Source organism: Flavobacterium sp. WC2421 (genome assembly GCF_040822115.1).
In the GTDB taxonomy this organism is placed as follows: domain Bacteria; phylum Bacteroidota; class Bacteroidia; order Flavobacteriales; family Flavobacteriaceae; genus Flavobacterium.
The window spans coordinates 1,904,873-1,916,758 of sequence record NZ_CP162004.1; the positions used below are offsets into that span (position 1 = coordinate 1,904,873).

Consider the following 11,886-nt stretch of genomic DNA (forward strand, 5'->3'; position numbering starts at 1 on the left):
TATGAAAACAGTTTATATCTTTTATTTTTTATGCCTGTTGTTGGTAAGCTGCAATTCAGAACCCACCCTACAAAAATATTTTGTAGAAAATACAGAGAATAAAGATTTCCTTGTAATGGATGTTTCTCCAAATATTTTAAATGTTGACAAAACGAAGTTGTCGATAGCTGAATCATCTGCTTTGAAATCTTTTGATAAGATGAATATTTTAGCATTTAAATTAACAGATAAAAATAAAAATCAGTTTGATGTTCAACGTGCTAAAGTGGATGCTATTTTGAAAGATAAAAAGTACCAACAGTTGATGAGATTTGGTTCTGGTAAAGAAGGTGCATCAGTAAGCTATGTAGGGGCTGATGATCATATTGAAGAATTTGTTTTTTATGCCAATAAAAAAGATGCTGGTTTTGCAGTTGTTAGGGTAATTGGAAAAGATATGAATCCAACAAATATAATAACAATGATGCAAGTGCTGAAAAAGTCCAATATTGACATGGAGCAATTGAAACCTTTGCAACAATTAATAAAGTAATTAATTGTATTAAAATTTATAGGCCTCGATATATTTTATCGGGGCTTTTTTTGCTTGATTTTTATTTGGAGTTCAAATAGTCAGTCCAATCATTTTGAGTATTTAAATTTTTTAGGATTGACGAATCATTAACTTCTACTTCAGTAATTTCGTCCAGATTCACTTTTTTTATTTGGAAGTCTAATCTTGTATTTTCTTCTTTTGGATCTAATGGCGTTAAAGATTTCCAAAAGGCGTTAGATAGTTTAATTGGATGACCATTTTTGCCTTCAAAATTGGGGAGAACAATGGTATTTTTAATTTCAATTATTGCATTCAGTACCGTAGCATTTGGAATTGGAATATCAATGGGACTAATAAGAACAGCTTGATTGGTTTTTATTTTTTGTAATACAGTTTGCAGTGTTGAAAAAGAACCTCGTTCTGGATTTGGATTAATAACGACTCTCACTTTCATTTCTTTAAAATACATAAAATGAGTTTGCGCCTCAGCTAACAATGGAATAGCGTTGAAATAGTCTTGGTAATGGAAACCCAAACCAATGTAGACTTCTGTGATTTGTGTTTTCGAAATCCGATCTAATTGCTCTAAAATCCAATACGTATTATTATAATCTAATAAACCTTTAGCAATACCCATTCTTTCTGATTTGCCCCCAGCAAGTACTATAAAAACGGTATTATTTGCCATAATACACTTTTAGTAATTCAGATGCCACACTGATTGCTATTTCTTTGGGATTGGTTCCGCCTAAATCTAGTCCAACTGGACAATGAACTGCTTTGATTCCAGCTGTAAAACCCAATTCGTTAATCAATAAATTATTAAATTTATTTTTCTTGGTTTTACTGCCTATCAATCCGATGTATTTTGTTTTGGAGTGAACGGCTAATGCGGTAATTTCAAAATCCAATTTGTGATCATGTGTCATGATAACTACGTAGCAATTGTCTCCCCAATTGATCGTTTGTTTGTAGTGATCGAATGCAACACTACTAAATAAAATTGATTTATCTATTTCAATAGTGTTTTTCCAATTCTCTCGTGTATCAAAAAGAGTGATATTAAAAGGAGTATCTTTTAGAACTTCACATAAAGCAATGCCAATATGTCCGGCTCCAAACAGAAACAATTCAGGGGATTGATTCATAGGTTCAATAATTAGTTCTACTTTGCCACCACAGCATTGCTCAAATTCAGGCCCCAGAGTATAAGAGAATTCTTTTGTTTGATTTTCATGAATTGCATTAACTGCCTCTTCAATAATTTGAAATTCTAATTTACCGCCACCTATTGTTCCGTGAATCTTTTTTTGATAGGTTACAATCATTTTAGAAGCTACTTTGCAAGGAGCAGAGCCTAAAACTTTAGTTACTGTAACCAGAGCTACGGGTATTTTTTTAATTTTAAATTCGTGTAATAATTCAATCCAGTTATTCATTAAAATAATTATTGGTTGGAGTGCATAATAGATTAAGCAGGTAAAAATGATATTATACAATATCAAAATCGCTCAAAGGTAAATTATGGTACCTTTTACCAGTAAGTTTAAAGATAGCATTTATAATAGCGGGAGCAATTACGGGTACTCCAGGTTCTCCTACGCCAGTTGGGTTTTCGGTACTCTCCACAATTTCAACATGAACATTTGGAATTTCATTCATTCGAATCATTTTGTAATCAGTAAAACTATTTTGCTCAATCGCCCCATTTTTAGCAGTAATTTTCCCATAAAAGGCTAATGACATTCCAAAAATAGCGGCGCCTTCCATTTGTGCTTTTACGGTATCTTTGTTTATTACGGTTCCGCAATCTATAGCAGTATAAATGTTATGCACTTTTATTTTATTATTTACCATTGATACTTCAACAACTGAGGCCACGTAGCTATAAAAACTATATTGAACCGCTATTCCGTAAGCATGACCTTCTGGTAATGGTTTTCCCCAATTGGCATTTTTTGCAACCACATTTAAAACGTTTTTAAGTCGGGCTGTGTTGTATTTTAGAGGATCTTTTGTGTCTTCGATTCGGTCAGGGCCTATTAGATTCAAACGAAACTCTAATGGGTCTTTATTGGCAGCAAAAGCCAATTCGTCAGCAAATACATTCACCGAAAAACCATGAGGAATATTAATTACAGATCGCATCCATCCAATTCGCACATGAGCAGGTGCTTGACCTACTTCGACCTTAAAGTTTTTAATGGCATAAGGAATATTAGCTGCACTGGCTATTTCCCAATCGGCTGGAAAATCAGTTCCGGGCGCAAAGGTCGACATGATAGAAGGGAATGCAAATCGGTGTAGCCAGCTGGTAACATTACCTTGACTGTCTATAGATGCCTTCATGTATTGCGCACTTACAGTATGATAATATCCATGCTTCACATCGTCTTCACGTGTCCAAATTACTTGTACAGGAGCTTTAATCATTTTTGATACCATAACAGCTTCTACCACATAATCTGGCTTTGATTTTCTTCCAAAACCACCCCCTAAAAAAGTAACATTTAAAGTTACTTTATCAACAGTTGTTTTTAAATAATCTACTACTTCATTTCGGGCAGTTTGAGGATCTTGTGTGGGTGCCCAAACTTCGCAAGTATCTCCTTGAACCCAAGCAACTGCATTTGGTACTTCCATTGGGGTATGTACTAAATGAGGAAGTTGAAAGGTGCTTTCGATAGTTTTATGCCCTCCTTTAAAGCCTTCGTTTACATTGCCTATTTCTTTAGCCACTTTCCCTGGTTTATGGACATTGTCGGTAATTTGACTCATGTATTGATCCGAATCATACGTTTCGTTTTCGCCGTAATTCCATTCAATTTCTAATGCAGCTTTACCTTTGAATGCAGCCCAAGTATTCGTAGCAATTACAGCTACACCACCAAGAGGACCAAAAGGTCTTTTAATGCGAGGAATTTCAATTATGGCTTCCACTCCACGAATTTTCATTGCGGCAGTCTTATCAAAAGATTTAACGGTTCCAAATGTAACGGGACAACGTGCGATAGCTACAAATTTCATATTTGGTAAACGTTTGTCTAATCCAAAAACAGCAGCTCCATTTACATATTCATTGATGTCAATACTTTTTAAATGTTTACCAATGTATTTAAAGTCATTTGGATTTTTAAAAACTATGTTTGTGGGTACTTTAAGTGTTTTTGCTAATTCAACAAGAGCTCCAAATTCTAATTTTTTACCACTAGAGTGAATTATAAAATGATTTTCGGCGGTACACTCTTCTTCGGGCACTTGCCATGTTTTTGCTGCAGCAGTAATTAACATGGCTCTAACCGTAGCGCCCATTTTTCGCATAGTGTCATATAGGTAAAGAATACTTTTAGAACCATCGGTATTTTGATCCCCATATTTTATGTCACCCATAGCTTGTTTAACCGTCACTTTATTCCAGTCGGCATCCATTTCGTCAGCAATGACTGAAGTTAAAGAGGTTCTTACTCCATTCCCCATTTCAGATCGGGAAGCAATTAAAATCAAACTTCCATCAGAATTCAATTGAACGAATAAATTAGGATTAAATTCAATTTTGTTTTCAGGCTTTTTTTTATCGAAATATAAGTAAGTACTACCAGCTAGAATTAATCCACCCGAGGCCAAACCAATGTTTTTAACAAAACTTCTACGGCTCATGTTATGAATATCACTCATGGTTTGCTTTATTTTTAAGTTCAACAGTATGGTGAATGGCTTTTTTTATTCGCTGGTAGGTGCCACAACGGCAAATATTACCACTCATGGCGTCATCGATATCTTTGTCTGTAGGATTTTCGTTTGAGTTAAGTAGGGAAGTAGCAGTAATTAATTGGCCAGGTTGACAGTAGCCACATTGTGGAACATTATATTCCGACCATGATTTTTGCAATAATTGTAGATTTTCTTGAGTACCTTCAATTGTTGTAATCTCTTTTCCAGTAACTGCAGAAACAGGTGTCAAACACGAATAGGTAGCAGTATTGTCAATTAATACTTTGCAAGAGCCACAAGCACCTATTCCACAGCCAAATTTAGTGCCAGTCAGGCCAATAATGTCTCTAATAGCCCATAATAAAGGCATTTCTGGATCTACATCTATCTGATGTTTTTCTCCATTAATTTGAAGTGTAATCATGTTGCTTTACAATTTGTGTTACGGACCCCCAATTTAAGCTTTTTATTTCTAATTTAATTTTTTTTTAAAATTAGGTTCAATTGAGTAGATTTTATTACTTAAGTATTAAGGTTGATAGGAATGTGCTTTTAATACGAAAGTTTAAAATCGCACTCTCTATTATAAGATTAATAAATGCAGCCTTTTATTTTATTAATATGATTATTAATAGTTGGTTTTTAGAATATTTGATAATTATTTTAATCGCAATTATTTTTTTTATTTTATATCAATTCTTCTATTCTATTTGCATTATTATATTGAAAATGTAATACCGGTCATTTACACACATCATTTGTTTTATATAATGCTTCAAATCTTTTATTTTAATTTTTAAAATAAATCTATTTTCACAAAAATAATTTTACTGTTTTAGAAACCGTTAAATATTGTGAAGCAATATTTTCTGAAATTTAATTTTCGAAATAGCACTGCTATAAGAGCACAACTTTTTCCGTAAACAAACTGATTGAATTAATAATATAAACCAAAATTACGCTCTGTTACAACTAAAAAATTAACCATTAAACTAAAAATTATGAAAAAATTAGGTATGATTGCTTTTGCACTAACTTGCTTATTAGGATTAGAATCCTGCTCGGATAATGTAACATCTGTCGAAGAAAACCAACAGGTAACTGCAAGTATAAGTAGTGCTACAAGTAAAGTCGCTGGTGCTCCATGGGTAAAGCAATTTGAGGAAACATTTAATATGGGTTCTTCACTCTCGCAATGGACAAAAGCACAACGTACAGATTATAATTCTAACTATTGTGATTATAAAAGTTCCGTACCTACAATACAAACTAGGGATGGTAGAGATTGTTTAGAAATAAAGACTACAAAGTTGAGTGCAAGTAAATACCAATCGGGTCTAATTAAGTCAATATATCAGTATAAACCTGAAAATAATACAGAATATATGCTATCTGCTAATATTAAATTAATAGCTATGGATGGTGCTAATTATAAATCATTCACAGATACTTATGGAGCTTGGCCCGCTTTCTGGAGTGTCCAAGAAAATGCTTGGCCAGTTCAAGGAGAAATTGACACTATGGAGGGTTATTCTTTTGCTCCTAATGCGTCCCGTTTTACCTCTAATCTTTTTTACGGTACAACATCTGGGACAAATCAATTAGGAAACGCTGCAGAAAGAAGTTATCCAAGTGCATTTAATGTAAATGGTAATAATGGGTGGCATTTATACGAATCTTTTTGGAGTGTAAAAAATAATGTGGTGACGGTAACTATAAAATTAGATAATGTAACGGTTTCTACATACACTAATAGCAGCGTGTCAAAGCTCAATTTGAACAATTTTGGACCGCATAATATCATTATAAATATGAATGTAGGATCAAACGATTCCAATTTTATTGACCCCAATAAAATAAACTTATTTACAAGTACTATGATGTGGGTAGATGATGTTACGGTATATAAAAGATCCATCTAAATAATTTAGAGAAGATAACCCGTGTCATAACACTGCTGTAGGTAAATAAGTATTAAAAAAAAAATATTTAATACTTGGATTTGATAAAATCCGCAAAAATAGGCTTGCTATTTGCACGTCGATTTTGCGGATTTTTTAATATTCTGTTAAAATGTAATTTATCAGAAACCACAATTTCATCAAAAGTGAGTTAAAGTGGGGATATTGATAGATAAAAAACAAATTGTAATAGGGCTTTAGGTCTTACTAAAAAGTGGAAGTAATAACTCTGGATTTTATAATTAATATATGAGACTCTTTTTATGTCAGTTTTTTTTTGATTTTATCATTACTTTAAAAATAGAATAGTAGAATTATATTTTTGATATTAAAAATAACTCAAATATCACTAAAAGTTGGTATTGTGTATAATGGGGGTATTGTTTTACTTTGTAATATAATAAATGCAAATAGATTAGATTAAAGCGAAGAGATGAAAACTAAGTCAATAAATAGAATTAATAAATACGATACGTTGTTCTTGTATATCGGAACTTTTTTTGTTGCAATAGCTGGTTTGTCTGGAATTTTAATGGCAATCTATTTATCAATTCAACTAACTGAGAGTTTTTAATTATATAGATTAACCAATATATCAGTTTGTAAACGAAAAAAAGGTATAAGTAGTTGATCAACTACTTATACCTTTTTTTTAAGTGACCACGGTGGGATTTGAACCCACACGCCCTTGCGAGCACCAGCCCCTCAAGCTGGCAAGTCTACCGTTTCTCCACGTGGCCTAAAAATAAAAAAGGTCAAGTAATAAATTACTCGACCTTTTAGTGACCCGACTGGGGCTCGAACCCAGGACCCCATCATTAAAAGTGATGTGCTCTACCAACTGAGCTATCGAGTCAAAGCTTTCAAGGAAATTATGTGTTGATCACTACAATTGTGACCCGACTGGGGCTCGAACCCAGGACCCCATCATTAAAAGTGATGTGCTCTACCAACTGAGCTATCGAGTCATATTCTTTCCTTGAATGCGGGTGCAAATATAAGGACTTTTTTTGAAGTTTTCCAAGCAATTTTATTATAAATTTGTCTTTTTTTAACAATTAATCTTAACGCCTTAGTTTATAAGGTTTTATTCTATGAAAAAAATTATATTATTAGGCTATATGGGTTGCGGTAAGTCTACCATTGCCAAAATGCTTTCAAAAAACATTCATATTCCATTTGTCGATTTAGATAAATATATCGAGGATAAAGTAAATAAGTCTATAAATTCTATTTTCGAATTGTATGGTGAGATTTATTTTAGAAAACTAGAACACGAATGTTTTGTTGAGTTATTGAATTCTGATCAGGAAGTTATTATTGGCTTAGGTGGAGGTACTCCATGTTATGCAAATAATCATGAATTATTAAAAGGGAGTGGTGTGAAGTCAATATACTTGAAAGCATCGATCCAAACCTTGTTTGATAGATTGTCTGTCAATAAAAGTAAAAGACCGCTTATTGCCAATAAAAATGATGAAGAGATGAAGGAGTTTATAGCCATGCATCTTTTTGAAAGGAGCTTTTATTACAATCAGGCACAATATATCGTTTCAGTAGATGCTAAAACGATAGATGAGACGGTAAATGATATTCTAGCTGTTTTAGCTTAAATAAGCGTAACTGTCATCGTTTTCATCAAATACAACTTGAACGTGCTCTAATAGAGAGGTAGAAAGTGAAATTCCTTTAAAATCAGCTTTAACTGGGTATTTTTTGTGATTGCGATCTACTAGGACAGCTGTTTTGAATTTTTTCAATGGAACATCTAGAAAATGTCTTACAGCATATATAAGTGTAGTACCTGAGTTTAATACGTCGTCAATTAGGATTAGTCCTTTGTTGGCATATTGTTCTTTGGTTATAGATGTGTGTATTGGTAATTCAGGATGTTGTTTGTCAATATGAACTTCGCATAGTAAAACATTTAAAGTGGAAATGGTTTTAAGTTCACTTGCTATTTTTTCTGCAAAAACATAACCATTAGTGGCAATTCCGGCAAGAACTACCTCGTTTTCATCTACAAAAGTCTCGTAAATTTGATAGGCAATTCTTTTTATTTTATGCTCTATTTCTTGATTTGTTAAGATGATGTTTTTGCTCATTATTAGATTTGTTTCAAGTTTATTATTTCAAGTTATTCTGTGTCTTCTTCTTCGGATATGATTTCGTTACCAAATTCATCAATATCTCGTCGGTCTTTTTTGGTTGGTCTTCCAGTACCGTTTTTTCTATAATGGTCTTTCGATAATTTTAGTAGTTCTAAATGTTGATACACTTCGGCTGGAGTATCATTTCTTCTGTAAATATCAACTAATTTAGCTCCTACGCGATTCTCTGGAATATCTAAAACGGTGATTATCTGGGTGATTTGATCTTTTCTAAATGTGATTTTATCAGTCGGAAAAACCTCTTTTGAGGGTTTAGCAACAAGACCATTTACAGTGACATGATTCTTTTTACAAGCCTCTGTTACCATATTTCTTGTCTTGTAATATCGGACACACCATAAATATTTGTCTATTCTCATAAAAATTCTAAAATCGGAGTTAAATTGTTTACAAAAATAAATCAATATTGTATCTTGCGCACTTAAAAATCAACAATAATGAACAAATTTAAGTATTATTTTATTTTAATAATTACAACATTCTCTTTATTTTCATGTTCGAAGAATGATACCCCTGCAGTTGAGCCACTTAGAGATTATGCAGAACAATATACAACCGATAATACTACTATTGAACAATATTTAAAAACATATTATATTACTGTAGTGGATCACCCTGGTTTTTATGATGATCAGGATGTTACTTTTACTAAAATTCCGGATGGTGGAAGTCAAAAATCAATTTGGGATCAAACGGATTATGAACTAAAAAGTAGAACAGTAAGTTTAAATGAGGTTAATTATAATTTATATTATTTAGTTTTGAGAACGGGAACAGGAAGTTCACCTACAAATGTAGACGGAGTTTTGTCGTCTTATAAAGGAGATTATTTGGAAGAGATTAGTGCATCAAATGTAACTACACTAACAGCAACACCATTTGAGGAAGTGAAATACCCACAACAAATGATAAGTCTATTCAGTACTATCACAGGTTGGAGTGAGATTTTTCCACAATTTAAAACAGGGAGTTATACTACTAAAGAGGACGGTACTATTTCATACAAAGATTTTGGAGCTGGTATCATGTTTGTTCCGTCAGGATTGGCTTATTATGCTTCAGGAAGTGGAGTTGTTCCTGCTTATGTCCCTTTGGTTTTTAGTTTTAAACTATATGAATTGCAAAGACTGGATCAAGATGGAGACGGTGTTCCTTCTTATTTAGAAGATCTAAATGGTGATGGTTATGTTAGAAGTTTTGCTACGGGTATTGTAAATCCTGACGATACTGACGGTGACGGTATTCCCAATTTCTTAGACGTTGATGATGATGGAGATGGCTATAGCACGAAAAGAGAAATTGCTGCAGGAACAGATTATTTAGATAAAAATAGTCACCCATAGTTAGTTAGTTTATAAACTTCAAAATTTAAGAAGTTTCAGTTTTTTAGTTGAGATTTACTTATTTTAAGATATAAAAAAATCCCATTCAGTAATGAATGGGATTTTTTAATGATATAATAAAGAAGAATTATTTTCTTTTGATTACTCTTTCAACAGCTTCAACAATCGCTTCATTGTTTAACTTGTATTTTTCCATTAATTGAGCAGGAGTTCCAGATTCACCAAAACTATCATTGACAGCAACAAACTCTTGTGGAGCAGGATTGTTTAAAGCTAATACTCTAGAAACGCTTTCTCCAAGTCCTCCAAGGATGTTGTGCTCTTCGGCAGTAACGATACATTTAGTTTTAGCCAATGATTTTAGAATGGCGCCTTCATCTAATGGTTTAATCGTATGGATGTTAATTACTTCAGCAGAAATTCCTTTAGCTTCTAATGCTTCAGCTGCAATAAGTGCTTCCCAAACTAAATGCCCTGTTGCTACAATAGTTACGTCAGTACCTTCACTAAGCATAATCGCTTTCCCTATTACGAAAGGCTCGTCAGCAGGCATAAAGTTAGGTACAACTGGACGTCCAAAACGCAGGTAAGCTGGACCATGATGATCTGCTAATGCTAGCGTAGCTGCTTTAGTTTGATTGTAATCACAAGTATTAATTACTGTCATTCCTGGCAACATTTTCATTAATCCAATGTCTTCAAGAATTTGGTGTGTTGCACCATCTTCTCCTAATGTTAATCCAGCATGTGAAGCACAGATTTTTACATTTTTTTCGGAGTAAGCTACTGATTGACGAATTTGGTCATATACTCTTCCTGTAGAGAAGTTAGCAAAAGTTCCTGTGAAAGGAATTTTTCCACCAATAGTTAAACCAGCTGCAATTCCAATCATGTTTGCTTCAGCAATTCCAATTTGGAAAAAACGCTCCGGGTGATTTTTTTTGAAATCATCAAATTTCAATGATCCAATTAAATCCGCACAAAGTGCAACAACATTTTCATTTTTCTGACCTAATTCAGTCATTCCCGCTCCAAAACCTGAACGAGTATCTTTACTTCCTGTATTTGTATATTTTTTCATTTTCTAATTTAGATTTTTGGCAGTATTCTACTGAACACTAATTACTGAATACTTTTTTAGTAATCTGAATTACCTCCAGTATTATAATTCTGTCCTAAAGCATTTTCTAGTTGAGCATCATTTGGTGCTTTACCATGCCATGCATGACTGTACATCATATAGTCTACTCCGTTACCCATCTCAGTGTGCAATAATACACAAACTGGTTTTCCTTTTCCTGTTCTTGATTTTGCGTCATTCATACCAGCAATGATTGCTTCGATATTGTTCCCTTCTTTTATTTCAAGAACATCCCAATCAAATGCTTCAAATTTTGCACGGATACTACCCATAGCCAAAACTTCATCAGTAGTTCCGTCAATTTGTTTTCCGTTAAGGTCAATAGTAGCAATAAGATTATCTACTTTTTTAGCAGATGCATACATGATTGCCTCCCAATTTTGACCTTCTTGTAATTCACCATCTCCGTGAAGCGTATAAATCAAATGGTTGTCACCATTTAATTTTTTTGCTTGTGCAGCACCAATACCAACAGATAAACCTTGTCCAAGTGAACCAGATGCTATTCTTACTCCTGGTAAACCATCGTGAGTAGTTGGGTGTCCTTGTAATCTTGAATTAATCAAACGAAAAGTCGCTAATTCAGAAACTGGGAAATAACCGCTTCTTGCTAGTACGCTATAAAATACTGGAGAGATATGACCGTTTGAAAGGAAGAATAAATCTTCTCCAATTCCGTCCATATCAAAACCTTCTTTGCGTTCCATAAGGTTTTGGTATAAAGCTACTAGAAATTCAGTACAACCAAGTGAACCTCCAGGATGTCCTGAGTTTACGGCATGTACCATTCGAAGAATGTCTCTTCTTACTTGGATAGTTAAATCGTTTAATTGTTGTGTGTTAGGCTTCATTTTGTGTGTAAAAGTTAAACTGTTGCAAATGTAATTTTTATTTTGGCGTAAGACAAATGATTTTTGATTTTGTTATACTGCGATTTTGCTCATTATTATTCTAAAAAATAATGAATAACTACTATTTTGGGTATAATTTTTTTCTTTTTTTTACAATCTCTTTTTTTATAATG

13 protein-coding genes and 3 tRNA genes are annotated in these 11,886 nt (G+C 33.2%); 5 read left to right on the forward strand and 11 right to left on the reverse strand.

What is annotated here, in order from left to right; genetic code table 11:
• Position 1: 1 nt before the first annotated feature.
• On the forward strand, positions 2-532 hold the full coding sequence (locus tag AB3G33_RS08165) for a DUF4252 domain-containing protein (RefSeq protein WP_367774055.1): 531 nt from the start codon (positions 2-4) through the stop codon (positions 530-532).
• Between the two features lie 61 nt (positions 533-593).
• On the opposite strand, the gene AB3G33_RS08170 is transcribed toward AB3G33_RS08165, so the two are convergent.
• Genes AB3G33_RS08170 through AB3G33_RS08185 form a run of 4 tightly spaced genes read right to left on the reverse strand, consistent with a single transcriptional unit; the run spans position 594 to position 4,670 of the window.
• Positions 594-1,223, reverse strand: a complete 630-nt coding sequence (locus AB3G33_RS08170) for an NTP transferase domain-containing protein (protein WP_367774056.1) — start codon at positions 1,221-1,223, stop codon at positions 594-596.
• Positions 1,213-1,974 (reverse strand): xanthine dehydrogenase accessory protein XdhC, encoded by a 762-nt coding sequence (gene xdhC, locus AB3G33_RS08175; protein WP_367774058.1) that lies wholly within the window; start codon positions 1,972-1,974, stop codon positions 1,213-1,215. Before xdhC ends, AB3G33_RS08170 begins: the two co-directional genes overlap by 11 nt.
• A 52-nt stretch (positions 1,975-2,026) precedes the next feature.
• Positions 2,027-4,210 carry a molybdopterin cofactor-binding domain-containing protein gene (locus AB3G33_RS08180; RefSeq protein WP_367774059.1) on the reverse strand — a complete coding sequence of 728 codons (2,184 nt, stop codon included), beginning with the start codon at positions 4,208-4,210 and terminating at the stop codon, positions 2,027-2,029.
• The gene (locus AB3G33_RS08185) at positions 4,203-4,670 is read right to left on the reverse strand and encodes a (2Fe-2S)-binding protein (protein ID WP_367774061.1); all 468 of its coding nucleotides are present in this window, start codon (positions 4,668-4,670) and stop codon (positions 4,203-4,205) included. The genes AB3G33_RS08180 and AB3G33_RS08185 overlap by 8 nt, the downstream gene beginning before the upstream one ends.
• 577 nt (positions 4,671-5,247) lie before the next feature.
• On the opposite strand from AB3G33_RS08185, the gene AB3G33_RS08190 reads away from it, so the two are divergent.
• Together AB3G33_RS08190 and AB3G33_RS08195 are read left to right on the forward strand one after the other, a co-directional pair.
• A complete protein-coding gene (locus tag AB3G33_RS08190) occupies positions 5,248-6,168 on the forward strand; it encodes a glycoside hydrolase (protein WP_367774062.1) in 921 nt (306 codons plus the stop codon).
• A gap of 472 nt (positions 6,169-6,640) precedes the next feature.
• Positions 6,641-6,781, forward strand: coding sequence for a hypothetical protein (locus tag AB3G33_RS08195; RefSeq protein ID WP_367774063.1), 141 nt, complete (start codon positions 6,641-6,643; stop codon positions 6,779-6,781).
• An 83-nt stretch (positions 6,782-6,864) separates the two neighbouring features.
• Here AB3G33_RS08195 and AB3G33_RS08200 read toward each other — a convergent pair.
• The 3 genes from AB3G33_RS08200 to AB3G33_RS08210 all read right to left on the reverse strand — a co-directional run bounded on the left by AB3G33_RS08200 (position 6,865) and on the right by AB3G33_RS08210 (position 7,175).
• Positions 6,865-6,947, reverse strand: a tRNA-Leu gene (locus AB3G33_RS08200).
• Positions 6,948-6,990: 43 nt separating this feature from the next.
• A tRNA-Lys gene (locus AB3G33_RS08205) sits at positions 6,991-7,063 on the reverse strand.
• A gap of 39 nt (positions 7,064-7,102) precedes the next feature.
• Positions 7,103-7,175 (reverse strand) — tRNA-Lys (locus AB3G33_RS08210).
• Positions 7,176-7,301: 126 nt separating this feature from the next.
• Here AB3G33_RS08210 and AB3G33_RS08215 point away from each other — a divergent pair.
• Positions 7,302-7,820, forward strand: a complete 519-nt coding sequence (locus tag AB3G33_RS08215) for a shikimate kinase (protein WP_367774065.1) — start codon at positions 7,302-7,304, stop codon at positions 7,818-7,820.
• On the opposite strand, the gene AB3G33_RS08220 is transcribed toward AB3G33_RS08215, so the two are convergent.
• Positions 7,812-8,312: a phosphoribosyltransferase family protein gene (locus AB3G33_RS08220; RefSeq protein WP_367757773.1), complete on the reverse strand. Its 501-nt coding sequence runs from the start codon at positions 8,310-8,312 to the stop codon at positions 7,812-7,814. The two genes, AB3G33_RS08215 and AB3G33_RS08220, sit on opposite strands and share 9 nt — an antisense overlap.
• Positions 8,313-8,344: 32 nt before the next feature.
• Positions 8,345-8,737: an RNA-binding S4 domain-containing protein gene (locus AB3G33_RS08225; protein WP_367774067.1), complete on the reverse strand. Its 393-nt coding sequence runs from the start codon at positions 8,735-8,737 to the stop codon at positions 8,345-8,347.
• 78 nt (positions 8,738-8,815) lie between these two features.
• Here AB3G33_RS08225 and AB3G33_RS08230 point away from each other — a divergent pair, with 78 nt between their 5' ends.
• Positions 8,816-9,721: an FKBP-type peptidylprolyl isomerase gene (locus AB3G33_RS08230; protein ID WP_367774068.1), complete on the forward strand. Its 906-nt coding sequence runs from the start codon at positions 8,816-8,818 to the stop codon at positions 9,719-9,721.
• Positions 9,722-9,848: 127 nt separating this feature from the next.
• Here AB3G33_RS08230 and AB3G33_RS08235 read toward each other — a convergent pair whose 3' ends face one another.
• Positions 9,849-10,802 (reverse strand): transketolase family protein, encoded by a 954-nt coding sequence (locus tag AB3G33_RS08235; RefSeq protein ID WP_367757779.1) that lies wholly within the window; start codon positions 10,800-10,802, stop codon positions 9,849-9,851.
• A gap of 56 nt (positions 10,803-10,858) precedes the next feature.
• Positions 10,859-11,713: a transketolase gene (locus AB3G33_RS08240; RefSeq protein WP_367757781.1), complete on the reverse strand. Its 855-nt coding sequence runs from the start codon at positions 11,711-11,713 to the stop codon at positions 10,859-10,861.
• Between the last annotated feature and the right edge of the window lie 173 nt (positions 11,714-11,886).

Bases quoted from the DNA above. Each gene is read 5' to 3' on its own strand.
- AB3G33_RS08165 (WP_367774055.1), top strand. From the start codon at position 2: ATGAAAACAGTTTATATCTTTTATTTTTTATGCCTGTTGTTGGTAAGC.
- AB3G33_RS08170 (WP_367774056.1), bottom strand. From the start codon at position 1,223: ATGGCAAATAATACCGTTTTTATAGTACTTGCTGGGGGCAAATCAGAA.
- xdhC (WP_367774058.1), bottom strand. From the start codon at position 1,974: ATGAATAACTGGATTGAATTATTACACGAATTTAAAATTAAAAAAATA.
- AB3G33_RS08180 (WP_367774059.1), bottom strand. From the start codon at position 4,210: ATGAGTGATATTCATAACATGAGCCGTAGAAGTTTTGTTAAAAACATT.
- AB3G33_RS08185 (WP_367774061.1), bottom strand. From the start codon at position 4,670: ATGATTACACTTCAAATTAATGGAGAAAAACATCAGATAGATGTAGAT.
- AB3G33_RS08190 (WP_367774062.1), top strand. From the start codon at position 5,248: ATGAAAAAATTAGGTATGATTGCTTTTGCACTAACTTGCTTATTAGGA.
- AB3G33_RS08195 (WP_367774063.1), top strand. From the start codon at position 6,641: ATGAAAACTAAGTCAATAAATAGAATTAATAAATACGATACGTTGTTC.
- AB3G33_RS08215 (WP_367774065.1), top strand. From the start codon at position 7,302: ATGAAAAAAATTATATTATTAGGCTATATGGGTTGCGGTAAGTCTACC.
- AB3G33_RS08220 (WP_367757773.1), bottom strand. From the start codon at position 8,312: ATGAGCAAAAACATCATCTTAACAAATCAAGAAATAGAGCATAAAATA.
- AB3G33_RS08225 (WP_367774067.1), bottom strand. From the start codon at position 8,737: ATGAGAATAGACAAATATTTATGGTGTGTCCGATATTACAAGACAAGA.
- AB3G33_RS08230 (WP_367774068.1), top strand. From the start codon at position 8,816: ATGAACAAATTTAAGTATTATTTTATTTTAATAATTACAACATTCTCT.
- AB3G33_RS08235 (WP_367757779.1), bottom strand. From the start codon at position 10,802: ATGAAAAAATATACAAATACAGGAAGTAAAGATACTCGTTCAGGTTTT.
- AB3G33_RS08240 (WP_367757781.1), bottom strand. From the start codon at position 11,713: ATGAAGCCTAACACACAACAATTAAACGATTTAACTATCCAAGTAAGA.